This window comes from Acinetobacter sp. N1-1 (assembly GCF_056711485.1).
The window spans coordinates 1311873-1329948 of the sequence record NZ_JBWXUO010000012.1; the positions used below are offsets into that span (position 1 = coordinate 1311873).

The window sequence follows — 18076 nt, forward strand, 5'->3', positions numbered from 1 at the left end:
TGAAAAGATTGCCTCAAGAAAAATCTGATTATGCAGATTCTTCCATAGTCATAAGACTTGCATTACCACCTGCTGCTGTGGTGTTAATACTTACAGCATGTTCAATAACTAAGCGCTCGACAGGAATCTCACGACTATTTGGGGTTAAGTGGTGAATAAAGATAATAGCCCCTTTATGTGATGCAATAGCCTGCTGGACTTGCATAAGCTGCTCTGTATCGCCGTGATGTAAAACTGCATCAAAAACTTCTTCATCTAAAGATGAAATAACAGCAATGCGTGATGCAATCTCTTTTGGCATTTGAGACAGATATTTTTCAAATAAAGGCGCTCCCTTTTGAATAACAGGCTGTGCATTTACAGAGAAAATAGCCAGTAGTTGATCTACAAACTCCTGCTCGGTATTCGCTATACTTAGAACTCTTTGACGTGGCTGCATGGTGTAATGGTTACTTTCACCTGTAGGCCCTTGGAGTTCATAAGTACGACCCACCATAAATGGTTGGTGATGCTGAATATTCAATGTAGGGAATGTTTTTTCCACCCATGCTTTAAATGTATGAAAATTCTCAAAATAGTGGCTTGGTGTAGCTGTAATTTCACGTTTTACAGCAAAAGGTGTCTGAACATTTTTAAATGCATGCCCTTGTGTTAAACGGTATGCGTAAAGTGGTCCACCTGCTTTTGGTCCTGTTCCAGATAATCCCTCACCACCAAATGGTTGTACACCCACCACAGCCCCAACAATATTGCGATTGACATATAGGTTTCCAACTTCTGAAAGATCAATGACTTTTTGAATGGTTTCGTCAATACGTGTATGGACACCCATAGTAAGTCCATAGCCTTTTGCATTAATGCGACCGATGAGTTGTTCAAGCTCATTTTGCTTGTATGTAATCACATGCAATACAGGACCGAAAACCTCACGTTCTAAGTCATCTAAATTAGGTAGTTCAATCATTGTTGGAGGAATGAAAGTACCTTGTTCAATTGCTTGTTTTTGTTGTGGCTCATCTAAGGTAAGTTGATGTATTGGATAACCTTTAGATTTCATTTTAGTGATATGGCGCTCAATATTTTCTTGTGCTTCAAGATCAATTACAGGACCAATATCTGTTTTTAGATAATGAGGATTGCCAAGACGAAGCTGTTTCATTGCACCTTTAAGCATTGTCATTACACTATCAGCACAGTCTTCTTGAATGCATAGAATACGTAATGCTGAGCAACGTTGTCCTGCACTGTCAAAAGCAGAGCTCACGACATCAAGTACAACTTGTTCTGTAAGTGCAGATGAGTCGACGATCATGGCGTTTTGCCCACCAGTTTCTGCTATGAGAGTTACAGGATTACCTTCAGGAGTAAGGCGTTTTGCAACTGTTTTTTGCAGAATTTTTGCAACCTCAGTTGAACCTGTAAACATGATTCCTTGAATACGTGCATCTGCGCTGAGTTTTGCTCCGACAGTTTCACCTTGACCAGGTAAGAATTGTAATGCTGCTTCAGGAATACCTGCTTCATGAAGAATTTTGACAGCCTCATGTGCAATAAGAGGAGTTTGTTCGGCTGGTTTTGCAATTACACAGTTACCTGTAACAAGTGCTGCTGCAATTTGCCCTGTAAAAATAGCCAGTGGGAAGTTCCATGGGCTAATACATAGAATAGTACCTAATGGTTTTAACGGTTGTGTTGCAGAGAAACTATGTGCTTGTTTTGCATAGTAGCGTAAGAAGTCTATTGCTTCACGTACTTCTGCAATTGCATTCATATAGGTTTTTCCGCTTTCCCGGCATAGTAAAACCATAAGTTCTAGAAGCTGCGATTGCATTGCATTGGCAGCAACCTCTAAATATTTTGCACGTTGTAAAATAGGTAAGTTTGCCCATTGAGCTTGTTCAGCTTCAGCTTGAATTAATGCATCTTCAACATCATTTTCGTCAGCTTCTACGACGTGACCAACAATATCATTGTGTTGAGCAGGATTTAGTACCGCTTTTTCTTGTTCTATTTTATCAATAATAACATTTGCAATAAGCGGTTTGCTGATCCATTGGTGTTCATATAGTGCTTTAGCAACTTCATTGAGTTCATATAAACAATGATCATTTGCTAGGTCTGTACCTGCCGAATTGAGTCGATCAATGCCATATAAATCTTCTGGTAAAGGAATATTGGGATGTTTAGCACCAATAACTTTTTCTTGCATTGCTTGACGTTGAATATCATCAGTTGGTGACTGGATTAAGTCATCTATTTGAATTGATTTGTCGGCAATACGGTTAACAAAAGAAGTATTTGCACCATTTTCAAGTAATCGGCGGACAAGGTAAGCCAATAATGTTTCATGGTTACCAACAGGTGCATAGATACGGCAAGGAATACCAAGTTTACTTACAACACGTTTGTAGAGAGGTTCCCCCATACCATGTAGACATTGGAATTCGTATTGCCCTGCAACATAGTTTTTAGGTTCAGCTAATTCGTAAATGGTTGCAAGTGTTTGCGCATTGTGTGTTGCAAACTGCGGATATATATATTCAGGCTCGGCCAATAATTTTTTAGCACAAGCAATATAAGAAAGGTCTGTGTGTACTTTACGGGTGAATACAGGATAGTCAGATAGTCCTTCAACCTGTGCTTTTTTAATTTCGCTGTCCCAATATGCGCCTTTAACCAAACGAATCATAAGGCGTTTTTCACTACGTTTTGCAAGGTCTACAATGTAGTCTACGAGAGGGAAACAGCGTTTTTGGTAGGCTTGAATAACGAAACCAACTCCATTCCAGCCTGAGAGTTCAGGTTCAAAGCAAAGACGTTCAAGAAGCTCTAATGATAGCTCTAGACGCTCACTTTCTTCTGCATCAATGTTTAAGCCAATGTCATAATGTTTTGCAATTTTTGCGAGTTCAACAATACGAGGATATAGTTCATCATGCACACGATCATATTGTGCGCGGTAGTAACGCGGATGAATTGCAGATAGTTTAATAGAAATACCTGCACTGTTATAAACGCCTTTGTTTTGTGCAGATTTACCAATCGCATGAATTGCATTGACATAGTCGGCCATATAGCGTTTTGCATCATGGTCTGTAAGTGCAGCTTCACCTAACATATCATAAGAATAACGGAAGCCTTCTTTTTCAAGAATTTTTGCTTTCTCTAATGCTTCACCAATAGTTTCACCTGTAACAAATTGCTCGCCCATCATACGCATAGCAACATCTACGGCTTTACGAATAATGCCTTGTCCACTACGAGCCAGTAAAGATGTAAGCATGCCTGAAAGGCTCTTTTGCGCAGGCGGTGCCATTAGCTTACCTGTAAGCATAAGACCCCATGCCGCGGCATTTACAAAAACAAGGCTACTTTGTCCAACGTGAGATTTCCAATTCCCTTGGTTTATTTTATCTCGGATAAGCTGATCACGTGTTGCTGTATCTGGAATACGTAGCAATGCTTCTGCAAGGCACATAAGTGCAATACCTTCCTGAGAAGAAAGAGAGAATTCTTGAAGTAGCCCCTGAACGATACCTGCTTTTCCTGATGCTTTATTATTTTCACGTAAATGTTGTGATAGTTGGAAAGCTAAATCATAGATTTTTTTATCTAATGTTGGGTCGATTTGAGTGAAGTTTAGAAGTGTTTCAACGGCTTCAGTTTCGGTGCGACGCCAATTTGAATTAATGGCATTCTCAAGCAGTGTCTTACCATGAAGAGGTGTAATATCTTCAAAAGTAGCAGGGCGAAAAAATACATTGTGTTGTTGTGTACTCATATCATCACGTCCTAAAAATATGTGACAAATTGGCGTTGCTTAATAAGCCGAATCATTGCAAAATCGTGACAGAATAACTCACTATTTTTTGGGCTCTTTTTAGAGAATTATGCTATGCCTGAAGTCACATTCCAACCAGATCGCATTGACTTGAAAATATTAGACTTACTGCAAAAAGATGGTCGAATTTCTAATACGAAACTTGCTGATTTGGTGAATTTATCCCCAACTGCTGTTTTGGCAAGAGTTCAAAGGCTTGTTACTGAAAAGTATATTTTGGGCTATCACGCACATTTAAATCCAGAAAAATTAAATGCAGGTTTCTTGATTTTTGTTGAGGTTTTGCTAGATAAAACAACATCTTATGCTCTGGATGATTTTGTAGAGGCTGTTGGGAATTTTCCTGAAATATTAGAGTGTCATATGACCAGTGGTGGTTTTGATTTCGTGTTAAAAGTACGTTGTAAAAACATGGAAGATTTTCGCCGTATATCAGGGCAAGTACTATGGAAGTTGCCGGGTGTAAAAGAAACTAGAAGCTATCCAGTGATGCAAATGGTAAAAGAAACACACCAACTCAAATTAAATACAAAAGCAGAAAAAATAAGACTATAGTCTATAAAAATATATGCATTTTCATGTAAAAAATAGAGTTTCGATACTTTTTATAATCTAGTGAAAAGAGGAGAAAGCATTTTTTTTAATATTTAAATGTAAAAATAGCAAAAAAGTAGTTTTTTTAACTAGCCCAAAATAAATAAAGAATAGCTTTTGAGTGATATCTAAATGAAAATATAGACTTATTTCTTTAAATTTATGAAAAAAATTTTATTGTTTATATGCTTAATATATGATGATAAAAATTTATTTGTTATGACTGTACAATACCAAAAGGGTAATATATGAATACGTCACCTTTAACTCGTATAGAAAAGGATTTACTAGGTACAAAAGAAGTGCCTGCAGATCGTTATTACGGTATTCACACATTAAGAGCATTAGAAAACTTTAATATTTCAACATTAACGATAGGGCAGCAGCCTCATTTTATTCGTGCCTTGGCACAGGTAAAAAAAGCTTCAGCAAAAGCGAACTTAGTAGTTGGCCGTTTAACTGAAAAAAACAGTGAAATTATTCAAAAAGCTTGTGATTTGCTTATTGAACATCCTGAAAATTGGGCAGAATCTTTTCCATTAGATGTGTATCAAGGTGGTGCTGGTACATCAATTAACATGAACACCAATGAGGTTATTGCAAATATTGCATTAGAAATGATGGGGCAGCGTAAGGGTAAGTATGATGTACTTCACCCAAATGACCATGTAAATAAATCTCAGTCTACGAATGATGTTTACCCAACTGCATTGCGTTTAGCAACGTACAGTGTATTAGATGAATTATTTGAACAATTACAAAATCTAATTGCATCTCTTGGTCAAAAGGCACTTGAGTTTAAAACCGTAATTAAAATGGGACGTACTCAGTTACAAGATGCTGTTCCAATGACATTGGGTCAAGAGTTTCATGCTTTTGCAACTTTATTAAAAGAAGACATGAGCTTAATTAAGCAAACACGTGAACTGCTTTTGGAAATTAACTTAGGTGCAACAGCAATTGGAACAGGTGTAAATACTGTGCCTGGTTATGCAAAAATAGTCACGAAGCATTTAGAACAAGTAACAGGTTTAAAAGTAAAGCCTTCGGCAGATTATGTTGAAGCAACAAGCGATTGTGGTGTATTTATTATTGTATCTAGTACTTTAAAGCGCTTGGCTGTTAAGCTTTCTAAAATTAGTAATGATTTACGCTTATTGAGTTCAGGGCCACGTGCAGGGTTAAACGAAATTAATTTACCACAAATGCAAGCAGGTTCTTCAATTATGCCTGCAAAAGTGAACCCAGTTATTCCTGAGGTTGTAAACCAAATTGCATTTAAAGTGATTGGTAATGATTTGACAATTACGTTTGGGGCTGAAGCGGGCCAGATGCAACTAAATGCAATGGAGCCTGTGATTGCATATTCTACACATGAGTCGATTGAAATTTTAACGCAAGCAATTCGTACATTAGATGAAAAATGTATTCAAGGAATTACTGCAAATGAAGATGTTTGTCGTAATGAGGTAATGCGAAGTGTTGGAATTGTGACGTTACTTGATCCTTTATTAGGTCATTCATTATGTGATGAAATTGGTAAGCAATGTATTGCTGAAAATAAAACGATTCCTGAAGTAGTTTTGGAACGTGGTTTACTTTCAAAAGATGAGTTGGATGAAATTTTTAAGTTTGAAAATCTTGTTTCTGAAATTTCAATTATTCCAGATGATGAAGTTGTACAAGTGAGTTGATTATAAATGCAATAAAAAAGCCAAGTTATAACTTGGCTTTTTTATTTGAGCTTTATTTAGTTAAGTGCAGGTTTTGCAGCAGACATTGCGGCAGCAATTGCATCGTCTTCTGAGAGGTTTGCATTTGTACTTTGTGGCTTCACAACATGATGATGTTTTGGCTTAATGACTTCAGGTGCAGGACTCGTAGCAGAAGTTGTTGAAACTTGTTCTGCATGTACAGGAACATTTGCAGCTGTTTCAATCTTAGATTGTTCAGGTTTATATTCTCTGCGAATTTCGGTTGTCGTATTCGCCGTTTGCTCTTTTTCTACTTCAACCATTTTAGGTGGTTTTTCTGCTGCAAGCTCACTATGATGTTCAGGAGGAACGGTTTCATGTGGTTTTTGCTGCTCAGGCTCTGCCATTGGCGCAGGTGGCGTATCTTTATTAATTGATTGTAATTGTTCTGAAGCAACATTATTTTGCGATGTTACTTCCCCTTGTTTATCATTATTTTGAGGTGCTTCTCTTTTAGAACAAGCAGTTAAAACTAAGCCTGCTGTAATAACACCACATATAAGAAGCTTTTTATTCATCATTCTTTGATTCTAATTTAAATTACGACCTAGATATTATAACAAGAAATTCAATATTGGAAATGTAATCTTATTGCATTCAATGTAAAATGAATTGGTGATAATATAAACAATTGTTTATTGTTGCGTGAATAGATGCTGAATGACTTTGCTTTATAGGGGCAGAGTAAAGTAAAATTGCCCAACATTGCATGCCTATTTAGGCCTGATTGTATGAGAACTCGAATGACCCATTTTATTTTCGTTACTGGTGGTGTGGTATCATCACTAGGTAAAGGTATTTCAGCCGCTTCTGTTGCAGCACTTCTTGAAGCTCGCGGCCTCAGTGTCACCATGGTGAAAATGGATCCGTATATTAATGTTGATCCAGGTACAATGAGCCCTTTTCAACATGGTGAAGTTTTTGTTACTGAAGATGGTGCAGAGACTGACTTAGACTTGGGCTACTACGAGCGTTTTCTTCGCCGTGCAAAAATGACCAAGCTAAATAACTTTACTAGTGGTCGTGTTTATCAAGATGTTTTAAATAAAGAACGTCGTGGTGACTACTTAGGTGGTACTGTACAAGTAATTCCTCATATCACTGATAACATTAAAGAACGTGTACTTCGCGCTGGTGAAGGATATGACGTTGCGATTGTTGAAATTGGTGGTACGGTTGGTGATATTGAATCACTGCCGTTTATGGAGTCTGTTCGCCAGCTTATGGTTGAACTTGGTCATAAACGTAGTATGTTAATGCACTTAACACTACTTCCATATATTAGCTCTGCTGCTGAATTGAAGACAAAACCAACACAGCACTCTGTAAAAGAGCTACTTTCTATTGGTATTCAACCAGATATTTTAATCTGTCGTACAGAGCATGATGTCGATGCTGATACAACACGAAAAATTGCATTATTTACGAATGTAGAAGCACGTGCAGTTGTTGTATGTAAAGATGCGAAAACGATTTATCAAATTCCACGTAATTTCTATGAGCAAAATGTTGACGATATAATTTGTGAGCGTTTTGGTTATAACGATTTGCCTGAAGCTGATTTATCTGATTGGGATCAGGTATGTGAAGCACTATTCAACCCAGAATATACTGTTCGTGTTGCAATGGTTGGTAAATATGTAGAACTTCCAGATGCTTATAAATCTGTGAATGAAGCATTACTACATGCAGGTATTCAAAACCGTGTAAAAGTACAAATTGACTATGTAGATGCGCAAGCACTTGAAAGTCAAGATATTGCTATTTTAGATACAGCTGACGCAATTTTAGTACCAGGTGGTTTTGGTGAGCGTGGTACTGAAGGAAAAATGGCTGCCATTCGCTATGCACGTGAAAAAGGTATTCCATTCCTAGGTATATGTTTGGGTATGCAATTGGCTGTAATTGAATATGCTCGAAATGTTGCTCAAATGCCTGAAGCAAGTTCTACAGAATTTAATCGTTCAACTAAATATCCATTAATTGGTTTAATTACGGAATGGTTAGATGAGCGTGGTGAGTTACAGCAACGTAATGTCGAGTCAGATTTAGGTGGAACAATGCGCTTAGGTGCACAAAAATCTGAATTGGTTGAAGGCACTAAAACACGTGAAGTGTATGGTAAAGCTGAAATTACAGAGCGCCACCGCCATCGTTATGAAATGAACGATCGCTTCATCGAGCCTCTTGAAAAAGCAGGTATGTTGGTATCTGGTTATTCTGCTGTACAACATTTAGTTGAAACCGTTGAAATTCCTGCACATCCATGGTTTATTGCTGTACAGTTCCATCCGGAATTTACAAGTTCACCACGTGATGGACACCCATTATTTGCTAGCTTTATTGATGCTGCTAAAAAGCAGAACCAAAAAGGTAAATAAAGTTACTCTAGGAAGTTTAAATGTCACAATTAAAACCTCAAGAAATTGTACGTTTAGGCGATATACAAATGGCAAATCACTTGCCATTTGTACTATTCGGCGGAATGAATGTACTTGAATCGAAAGATTTAGCGTTTGAAATTGCAGAGTCTTATATTGAAATTTGTAAACGTCTTGAAATACCTTACGTTTTTAAAGCAAGTTTTGATAAAGCAAACCGTTCTAGTTTGCACTCATTTCGCGGTCCGGGCTTAGAAAAAGGCATCGAATGGCTTGGCGAATTAAAAAAACAACTGAATATTCCTATCATTACAGATGTACATGAACCATATCAGGCTGCTCCTGTTGCAGAAGTCGCAGATATCGTTCAGCTCCCAGCATTTTTAAGTCGCCAAACAGATCTTGTTGAAGCAATTGCAAAGACAGGCGCAATTATTAACATTAAAAAAGCACAGTTCTTAGCTCCTCAAGAAATGAATCATATCTTGCAAAAATGTTTAGAAGCAGGTAATGATAAGCTAATCTTATGCGAACGTGGTTCTGCGTTTGGTTACAACAACCTTGTGGTTGATATGCTTGGTTTAGACATCATGAAGGAAATGAATGTTCCTGTATTTTTTGATGTAACACATGCACTTCAAAAACCAGGCGGTCGTGCTGACTCGGCAGGCGGGCGTCGTGCACAAATTAGTACTTTAGCACGTGCAGGTATGGCAACAGGTCTTGCTGGGTTGTTCTTAGAAGCACATCCCAACCCAGATAAGGCAAGATGTGATGGTCCATGTGCGCTTAGATTGTCTCAGTTAGAGCCATTTTTAGAACAGACTAAAGAATTAGATACGTTGGTAAAAGGGTTTGATAAATTAGATACACACTAATGCACAGAATGCATTAGCATTATAATACATAGGAGTTTTTATGAGCCAAATCGTTGATATTCGCGCACGTGAAATTTTAGACTCACGTGGTAATCCAACTATCGAAGCAGACGTTATTTTAGAATCTGGTGTGGTTGGTCGTTCTTGCGCACCGTCTGGTGCATCAACTGGCTCACGTGAAGCCTTAGAATTACGTGATGGTGATAAATCTCGTTACTTAGGTAAAGGTGTTCGTCAGGCGGTTGAAAATGTAAATACTGAAATCAAAAAAGCGCTTGTTGGTCATGATGTTTTTGATCAAAAAGGCTTGGACGATGTGATGATTGCATTGGATGGTACAGAAAACAAAGCTAAACTGGGTGCGAATGCAACTTTGGCAGTATCTCTTGCAGCTGCTCGTGCAGCAGCAGAAGAACAAAAAACTCCATTGTTCCAATATATTGCTAATCTACGTGGTCAAAAAACTTTATCTATGCCTGTGCCAATGATGAATATCATTAATGGTGGAGCACATGCAGATAATACTGTAGATATTCAAGAGTTTATGATTGAGCCTGTTGGCTTTACATCTTTTGCTGAAAGTTTACGTGCAGGTGCTGAAACTTTTCATGCTTTAAAATCTGTTTTAAAGAAAAAAGGACTCAATACTGCGGTAGGTGATGAGGGTGGTTTTGCACCAAACTTACGTTCAAATGAAGAAGCAATTACTGTTATTTTAGAAGCAATTGAACAGACTGGGTATAAATCAGGTTCAGATATTATGCTTGCACTAGACTGTGCAGCTTCTGAGTTTTATTCAAATGGTCAATATATTCTTGCGGGTGAAGGTAATAAAGCATTTACGAGTAATCAATTCTCTGATTATTTGGCAGGCTTAGTTAAACAGTATCCAATCATTTCTATTGAAGATGGTTTAGATGAGTCAGATTGGGAAGGATGGTCGTATTTAACATCAATTCTTGGCGATAAAATTCAGCTGGTTGGTGATGATCTATTTGTAACTAACCCAAAAATTTTACAACGTGGTATTGATGAGAAAATTGGTAACTCAATTCTAATCAAATATAACCAGATTGGTACATTAAGTGAAACGCTTGATGCAATTTATCTTGCTAAACAGAATGGTTATACGACTGTGATTTCACACCGTTCGGGCGAAACTGAAGACTCCACCATTGCTGATTTAGCAGTGGGTACGGCAGCGGGTCAGATAAAAACAGGTTCATTGTCGCGTTCAGATCGTGTTGCTAAATACAATCAATTGCTACGTATTGAAGAATTAACAAAGGCTGTATATCGTGGCCGTGCAGAGTTTAAAGGTCTAAACTAAAATATATGACGACTTTTATAAAAGAAGTCTTTAACTCTTTTTCAAGTCGACTTATATTGGGGCTTGCTATCTTTTTGATAGCAGGCTTTCAGTATATGTACTGGTTTGGGGAAGGTGGTTATTATGACCATCAAAGACTGATGCAACAGATTCAACTGCAGCAAGATACAAATAAAGATTTACAAGAGCGAAATCGTATTTTAGGTGCTGAAGTATATGACTTAAAGAATGGTGCAGAAGCAGTTGAAGAACATGCGCGCCTAGATTTAGGCTTGATTAAGCCGAATGAAACATTTGTTCAAATGAGTACACTTACATCACCACAAGTGCAAGAAAACTATATTGTATCCCCTGAAAATAAAAACTTAGATAATGAAGATGAAGATAGCCCAGACCTCCACTAAAATTTGGGCAGTTGTGCCTGCTGCAGGCTCTGGAAGCCGTTTTTCTAAAACAGCATTAAAACAATATCAAATGATTCAAGAAAAGACGGTATTGCAACATAGTGTGAATGCTTTATTTAGTTTACCCTTGGCTGGTTGTGTGTTGGCTGTTAATCCTGCTGATGATTTTGCTAAAGTACAACAGTTTGATGATGATCTCAGAATACACTTTTGTGATGGTGGAAAAGAAAGGGTTTATTCAGTTTTAAATGCTTTATATTACTTACGCTCAATAGCAGATGAAAATGATTATGTGCTTGTTCATGATGCAGCAAGACCGTGTGTTTCACAGCAAAGTCTAGTAGATTTAGTCAATCATGTATTGAAGTTTGACGTGAGTGCAATTTTAGCAACACCTGTGAGAGATACACTAAAACGTGTAGATAGCAGCGATACGATTAATAAAACTGTCGATCGTAGTCAGCTATGGCAAGCACAGACACCTCAAATGGCACGATTAGGTACATTGATATTTGCTTTGGAGCAGGCTTTAAATGCTGGTTTTACTGTAACAGATGAAGCGAGTGCTTTAGAGTTGGCTAATCTGGAAGTACATGTGGTACAAGGTCGATCAGATAATATCAAAGTTACTTATCCAGAAGATTTACAGTTTGCAGAACTTGTTCTTCGTGCATGCAATTCATAGTTAATCATACAAGCGATATATTCCAGAATACTGACGACATTCAACTTGCTGACTATTCAATGTAAGTAAAGCTTTATATATTTTAATATTGTATATGCATCGATCTTCGGTATTTTTTAATGTAATTGGATTTGCTGTATTGGTTGCATATGCAGTTAAATAGAATTTCCCTTTATGATGGTGTTTTGAGTTATAAGCAAACCCTTCTATTTTAACTCTTTTTTGATCTAATTGGTGTATTTGTAAATAATGGTTGGGTGAAGTGATCTTTCCATGTGAATACTGAAAAAAGTGTTGAGTTAGGCTTTGGTTGAGTGAAGCATAAGTGTTCAGTTCATCTGTACGTAAAGAAATTTCATGAGTAATACATGTTTTCTCTTTACAGTTATAAATACGCTTTAGCCAAAGTTTTTGCGTATCATTAACTAACTTTAGCGGTGCATTTGTACTTTTTTGTGTGTTTCTAAAAAGTGTAGTTAAATTATCTCGGTCTTCTTGGAATTTATCTTGGCAAAATAATGGTTTCTTAGGCTCGATATGCTGGCATATTTCAGATTGTGAAAAATTAGCTAGCGCAATATTTGGCATAATTGCAATCGAGAGTAAGAGTATATTTTTTGTGAGGGGAGAGTTGTGCAACGACATCATCGCTTATACTTAGTTATATAGTACTCACGTTAATATAGCGAAATATTGAGTAAAAAGACAAGATATCATTTTAGAAGAAAGGAATTTTTACATTGGTTGCAAAAATTAAAATTGGTCAGGGTATAGATGTTCATGCTTTTGAAGCAGGTAGTTTTGTGACATTGGCAGGTTTAAAAATACCGCATACACAGGGTTTAAAAGCCCATTCAGATGGTGATGTTGTTTTGCATGCTTTAAGTGATGCCTTATTGGGTGCGTTAGCACTAGGAGATATAGGGCAACATTTTCCAGATACAGATCCTAATTTTAAAGGGGCAGACAGTCGGGTGCTATTGAAGCATGTTTATCAGCTTATTAAAGATAGAGGGTATGTGCTAGGCAATGCGGATATTACAGTTGCATGTGAGCGACCAAAACTAGCCAAATATAATTTAGAAATGCGTGAAAGTATTGCGAGTGTATTAGGTGTTGATGTTTCTCAAATTAGCATTAAGGCAACAACCACAGAAAAGTTAGGATTTACAGGTCGCCAAGAAGGAATCTTAGCAACCGCAACAGTACTTATTGAACATCAATAAGTAGCTTCATTATTGTGCTGTAATTCTTGCTGTAATTCTTGTGTTGCTTTTCTTCCTTTAAGTTGTAGAGCAACACTATGGATTAAGCCAGTCCATGTTTCATTTGGTTCCCAAATCTGTTCTAGATATGGTTGTGCAATCGAAATATCAAGATTCATATAGTATTGTCGATATAAAAACATTAAAGCACTTGCACGTTTGTTTTGTGAGCAATGTATCCAGACCATCTGTTCGCGAACAAGAAAGTCGATGGTGTCTAATGCAAATAAAGCTTGGTCAGTATTTGGCATATCCCATGAAAGTGGAAGTTGAATATAATTTAGTCCTAAACCTAGACAAATTTTATCTTCATTATTTAAGTGGTTAGATGAATCACTTAGTGCAAGATTTACAATAGTATTTATACCGTATTCTTTAATTTGTTGTAGCTGACTCTCTGTTGGTTGTCCTGAAGAAAATAAATGTTCGTGAACATACTGAAATTTTGGAATCTGGCACAATGCATTTTCAAGATTATTCATAAGTATTTTATATAAAAAACGCCATCATAGATGGCGTATAGTGTGCATGATATTATCGTTTTGGTAAAACATCTTTTAATGCTTGATGCATTTCCAAAAGCACTTTTTCTGTCGTGTCCCAATCAATACAACCGTCAGTAACAGATTTTCCATATTCAAGATCACATAGGTTTTGAGGGATGTCCTGACGCCCACCTTTAAGGTGACTTTCTACCATTAGGCCAATAATAGAGCGGTTACCATTTTGGATTTGTTCTGTTACATTTTTTAAAACCAATGGCTGTAAGTATGGATCTTTATTTGAATTTGCATGGCTTGCATCAATCATAATGTGATGTGCAACTTTTGCTTTTGTGAGTGCATCTTCAGCTGCAGCAACAGATGTTGCATCATAGTTAGGTTTACCATTGCCACCACGTAGCACAACATGTCCATATTGGTTTCCACGTGTACGAATGATAGAAACTTGTCCGTCATTGTTCAAACCTAGGAAATTATGACCGTGTTTTACAGCTTGCATTGCATTAATAGCAACAGTGAAGCTACCATCAGTACCATTTTTAAAGCCAACAGGTGAAGAAAGTCCTGAAGACATTTCACGGTGAGTTTGGCTTTCTGTTGTACGTGCACCAATAGCTGACCATGAAATGAGATCTTGTAAATACTGCGGTGAGTTAGGGTCGAGTGCTTCTGTTGCACAAGGAAGCCCTTTTTCATTTAAATCTAACAAAAGTTGACGACCGATACGTAAGCCTTTTTCAATATCGAACGAATCATCCATATTAGGGTCATTGATTAGACCTTTCCAACCTACAGTTGTTCTTGGTTTCTCAAAGTACACACGCATAATAATATAAAGTGTATCTTTTACTTTTTCGCTGAGTGCTTTTAGGCGGTCAGCATATTCATGTGCAGCTTTTGGATCGTGAATAGAACAAGGACCAATGACTACAAATATGCGCTTATCTTCGCCATCTAGAATTTTACGAACTTGTTCTCGACCTTTTAGCACGGTTTCGTGTGCTTTGCTTGATAAAGGTAGTTCAGCTTTGAGTTGAGCTGGGGTGATAAGTGGTTGCATGCTACTAACATTGACGTCGTCAATATCATTTAGGGTAGTCGAATTTTGTTGTTCAGTATTCATTGCCGTTAGTGATCTTGAAGGTTAAGAATAATTTTAAACTATAAAGCTCATGTATTAAAAAGACAAATATAATTGTTGTGTCTTAAATAGTTAAGTACATGAGCTTATTAGTTAAGTTGAATGTTGATTTTTAATGATGGTAGTTTGTTGTGGTGCTGTATGTTGTACAGGTTTAGTTTTTGTTGGATGCAGCATAAAGTTGATGCCTAATAGTAAAAGTGTAATACCTAAAATTTTACGAATAAATTGTTCGGGCATTTTGCTACTAATAAGGGTGCCTATAATAATAGATGGTATAGAACCAACCAAGAGCCAACCAAGTAGATGAAAATCTACGTTACCAGAACTCATATGTGCAAGTCCTGCAACAAAGGTTAGGCATACAGCATGTACAACATCTGAACCTATAATACGGATCATAGGTAAGTTAGGGAAAAGTAAGATGAGTGCCATAACACCAAATGCACCTGCACCTACAGAGGACAACGTGACAAACACTCCAAGAACCACGCCCATTAAAATAATGTAAATTCTTTTTTTACTTGTAATTTCAACAGGGTGAGCTTCATTGTTGTTACCATGAAACCGTTTGAAAAAGTTTTCAATTTTATTTCGAAAAATAATTGAAACACCTGTAAGTGTGAGCATAAAACCAAGTACCATTGTTAGCACTGATTTATAGACTGTTGATTGGCTAAGATAGTGTTCAAGTACCCAATGCGTTGCAAATGATGCTGGGATACTACCAAGCGATAGCCAAAGTACAATTGGCCAAACTACATTTAATTTTTTTGCATGTACTAAAGAGCCACAAAATTTGGAAATAGAAGCGTAAATAAGGTCTGTACCAATAGCAATATGTGGTTCTATTTTAAATAGACCTATAAGCATAGGTGTCATTAGGGATCCGCCACCCACACCTGTAATGCCGACACAAAAGCCAACGACCATCCCTGCAAATATAAATTGAAGCGCGTCATACATTGTGATTATGCCAGTATCTTAAAATATGCATATCTTATGACTTTTTTTGGAGTTAAGTTGTCTTGATTATTCATTTACTTATCTTAAAAACTAAAAAGCAAATGAGAATTATTTATTATTTAAAAGTAAGGGACCACAACGAATTTTTAAATATACCTCATATTGCTTTAAGTATATGAGGTATAGATGAAGTTAAAATTTATAGGTGATACCAAGCTGTGCATTTCTGCCTTGTCCAGGATAGACATACATATTAAATGAGCTGCTATCATAGTTTTTATCAAAAATATTTCTGATATTGAAACTAAACTTTAAATTCTCAGTTGCTTTATATATTGCAATTAAATCTGTAGTGGCGTAAGCGGGCATATCATAGCTTGTATTTGAAGTGACCCCTTTTCTTCGGTCTATGAAGTGTTGATTCACCCCTAAACTTAATCCACTGAATTGTCCTGATTGAATGTCATACATTGCTAAAATATTTAGAGTGTTTTTAGGAATGTTTGCAAGGCGCGTTCCTTTCTTCAGAGTATTATCTTTAACTACGGAAGCATCTACATAGGCATAATTTCCAATAATTTTAAGTGCATCTGTAATTTGCCCTATAATATTTAAATCAATCCCTTTGCTAGAAACTTCACCTGCTGCAATGGATTTGGTTGTATCTGCTGGGTCTAGAGTAAGTACATTATTTTTCTTTGTGTAATATACTGTTGCATCTATATTTAATCGATTGGGAATAATTTTCCATTTAGAACCTATTTCATATGAAATACCTGTTTCAGGAGCGAACCCTTTACCAAAGCGATCGGCACCTATATTCGGCTTAAATGACTTACTTACACTTGTATAGATGCTGAAGTCATCATTTGGCGTATAAATAAAACCTAAGCGAGGGATAAGCGCATCTTCATTTGCCATCCAGCCTGAAGATGTTAGAAAATCTGTATATTTATCTTTGTATGTTTCGTAGCGCAGACCTAATAATGCTTTTAACTGTGAAGATAGAGAAATTTGATCTTGAACGAAGTATGCCTGACTGCGTAAATTTTCATGATCACGTGTTGTGACATTTGTCAGTGCAGGAAGTGTTTGACCTAGAGCTGGCTGATTTATATTTAAATCAAAATTAGCACTGGTAGGAGAGCGAATAATTAAAGAGCTGTAGTCATACTCTTCAAGCTCGATTCCTGTAATAAGTGTATGTTGCATGTTAAGAAAGTTAAATTGACCTGTAACACTCGCTTGGAAATCTTTATCTTCCCATGATAAATGACGCCAATTGTAGTTACGTGTAATGACGTTACCATTGGTATTTGCTTTCAAACCATATGCTTCTACAGCATAACCTTGTAAGTCACCTTTTAAATATTGTCCACCAATATTGAGTTTCCAGTTTGGACTTAGTGCTTGTTCTAAACGTAGCTGTAGCATATCGTTGTTATTGGTTAAGTTATTTCTATTTTTGCCAGACTTCCACCAGTACGTGCTTGGATCAAAGTTTGTCTTACTCTGTCCTGAGTATCTTGTAAAGCCTCGATCTAATGGATGTTGGTTTCTTAGAAAGTCAGCCTCAAGTATGACTTTTGTTTGATCGGAAGGTTGCCATTGCAGAACAGGGGAAATATCCCATCTTTTTGTTTTAACATCATCTCTATAGGTGTCACCTGTTTCAGACATTGCATTTAAACGGTAACTAAAAGTTTGACTTATAGGTCCTGTTGTATCTATGGTACTTCTAAATAATCCTTCACTGTCTATAAGCGCGCTAAGTTCTGTAGACTGCTTATTCTGAGGGGTTTTGCTCACAATATTTAGTGTACCTCCCGGATCTGTTCGACCATATAATGTTGCAGCAGGGCCTTTAATAATATCAATGCGTTCAATTGTATCGCTATCGGGTGAATTAGGGTAGCCACGATTAATTGGAAAACCATTTTTAAAATATTCACCACTTGTAAAACCACGAACAGTATATGTGGTTAGACCTTGTCCACCAAAATTATTACCACGTCCAATACCTGCAATATCTAAGCCATCTGATAATCGTGTTGCTTGAATATCATTTAAGATATGTTTGTTGATGACTACAATCTCTTGAGGTGTATCTTGAATTGGTGTACTTGTACGGGTTGCTGTACTTGATTGGTTGTCAGAATATCTTTGCGTGTTCGATTGGGATTGTACCGAAATAGTTGGGAGAGTCTGATTATCTGCAAAAGCAGTATTGTATATACAGCTAATAATACAAGTATAAAGTAAGTGTTTGGTCATTATAATTTCACCAAAAATAAAACATGATTATATATTTTTTTATTATTCAATCAATAATGA

At 36.8% G+C, this 18076-nt stretch carries 15 protein-coding genes; 8 read left to right on the forward strand and 7 right to left on the reverse strand.

All coding sequences use genetic code 11. The features are described from left to right. Window positions 1–28 precede the first annotated feature (28 nt). Window positions 29–3781: a trifunctional transcriptional regulator/proline dehydrogenase/L-glutamate gamma-semialdehyde dehydrogenase gene (gene putA / locus AC1MPL_RS06440; RefSeq protein ID WP_479764980.1), complete on the reverse strand. Its 3753-nt coding sequence runs from the start codon at window positions 3779–3781 to the stop codon at window positions 29–31. A 114-nt stretch (window positions 3782–3895) separates the two neighbouring features. Between putA and AC1MPL_RS06445 the strand changes: the two genes are divergently transcribed. Together AC1MPL_RS06445 and aspA are read left to right on the forward strand one after the other, a co-directional pair. Continuing rightward, window positions 3896–4396 carry an Lrp/AsnC family transcriptional regulator gene (locus tag AC1MPL_RS06445; protein WP_479764981.1) on the forward strand — a complete coding sequence of 167 codons (501 nt, stop codon included), beginning with the start codon at window positions 3896–3898 and terminating at the stop codon, window positions 4394–4396. A gap of 287 nt (window positions 4397–4683) precedes the next feature. Further along, complete coding sequence (gene aspA, locus AC1MPL_RS06450; RefSeq protein ID WP_479764982.1) at window positions 4684–6129, forward strand: aspartate ammonia-lyase; 1446 nt, start codon at window positions 4684–4686, stop codon at window positions 6127–6129. Window positions 6130–6185: 56 nt separating this feature from the next. Here aspA and AC1MPL_RS06455 read toward each other — a convergent pair whose 3' ends face one another. Further along, window positions 6186–6710, reverse strand: coding sequence for an internalin (locus AC1MPL_RS06455; RefSeq protein WP_479764983.1), 525 nt, complete (start codon window positions 6708–6710; stop codon window positions 6186–6188). A gap of 222 nt (window positions 6711–6932) precedes the next feature. Between AC1MPL_RS06455 and AC1MPL_RS06460 the strand changes: the two genes are divergently transcribed. Genes AC1MPL_RS06460 through ispD form a run of 5 tightly spaced genes read left to right on the forward strand, consistent with a single transcriptional unit; the run spans window position 6933 to window position 11867 of the window. After that, window positions 6933–8570, forward strand: coding sequence for a CTP synthase (locus AC1MPL_RS06460; RefSeq protein ID WP_479764984.1), 1638 nt, complete (start codon window positions 6933–6935; stop codon window positions 8568–8570). Window positions 8571–8590: 20 nt separating this feature from the next. Then, on the forward strand, window positions 8591–9448 hold the full coding sequence (gene kdsA, locus AC1MPL_RS06465) for a 3-deoxy-8-phosphooctulonate synthase (protein ID WP_479764985.1): 858 nt from the start codon (window positions 8591–8593) through the stop codon (window positions 9446–9448). A gap of 40 nt (window positions 9449–9488) precedes the next feature. Next, window positions 9489–10778 (forward strand): phosphopyruvate hydratase, encoded by a 1290-nt coding sequence (gene eno, locus AC1MPL_RS06470; RefSeq protein WP_237413325.1) that lies wholly within the window; start codon window positions 9489–9491, stop codon window positions 10776–10778. Between the two features lie 5 nt (window positions 10779–10783). Next, window positions 10784–11182, forward strand: a complete 399-nt coding sequence (locus AC1MPL_RS06475) for a septum formation initiator family protein (protein WP_479764986.1) — start codon at window positions 10784–10786, stop codon at window positions 11180–11182. After that, the gene (ispD, locus tag AC1MPL_RS06480; RefSeq protein WP_479764987.1) at window positions 11151–11867 is read left to right on the forward strand and encodes a 2-C-methyl-D-erythritol 4-phosphate cytidylyltransferase; all 717 of its coding nucleotides are present in this window, start codon (window positions 11151–11153) and stop codon (window positions 11865–11867) included. The genes AC1MPL_RS06475 and ispD overlap by 32 nt, the downstream gene beginning before the upstream one ends. On the opposite strand, the gene AC1MPL_RS06485 is transcribed toward ispD, so the two are convergent. Further along, the gene (locus AC1MPL_RS06485; RefSeq protein ID WP_479764988.1) at window positions 11868–12515 is read right to left on the reverse strand and encodes an A1S_1983 family putative colistin resistance protein; all 648 of its coding nucleotides are present in this window, start codon (window positions 12513–12515) and stop codon (window positions 11868–11870) included. Window positions 12516–12607: 92 nt separating this feature from the next. Here AC1MPL_RS06485 and ispF point away from each other — a divergent pair, with 92 nt between their 5' ends. Further along, window positions 12608–13093 (forward strand): 2-C-methyl-D-erythritol 2,4-cyclodiphosphate synthase, encoded by a 486-nt coding sequence (ispF, locus tag AC1MPL_RS06490; RefSeq protein ID WP_479764989.1) that lies wholly within the window; start codon window positions 12608–12610, stop codon window positions 13091–13093. Here the strand turns inward: ispF and AC1MPL_RS06495 are convergent. From AC1MPL_RS06495 to AC1MPL_RS06510, 4 genes are all read right to left on the reverse strand, one after another. After that, window positions 13087–13614 carry a protein tyrosine phosphatase family protein gene (locus AC1MPL_RS06495; protein WP_479764990.1) on the reverse strand — a complete coding sequence of 176 codons (528 nt, stop codon included), beginning with the start codon at window positions 13612–13614 and terminating at the stop codon, window positions 13087–13089. The two genes, ispF and AC1MPL_RS06495, sit on opposite strands and share 7 nt — an antisense overlap. A 52-nt stretch (window positions 13615–13666) precedes the next feature. Beyond that, entirely contained in the window at window positions 13667–14758 is a 1092-nt protein-coding gene (locus AC1MPL_RS06500) for a 3-deoxy-7-phosphoheptulonate synthase (protein WP_479764991.1), read from the reverse strand. A 111-nt stretch (window positions 14759–14869) separates the two neighbouring features. Beyond that, window positions 14870–15742 carry a sulfite exporter TauE/SafE family protein gene (locus AC1MPL_RS06505; protein WP_479764992.1) on the reverse strand — a complete coding sequence of 291 codons (873 nt, stop codon included), beginning with the start codon at window positions 15740–15742 and terminating at the stop codon, window positions 14870–14872. Between the two features lie 192 nt (window positions 15743–15934). After that, the gene (locus tag AC1MPL_RS06510; protein ID WP_479764993.1) at window positions 15935–18016 is read right to left on the reverse strand and encodes a TonB-dependent siderophore receptor; all 2082 of its coding nucleotides are present in this window, start codon (window positions 18014–18016) and stop codon (window positions 15935–15937) included. Between the last annotated feature and the right edge of the window lie 60 nt (window positions 18017–18076).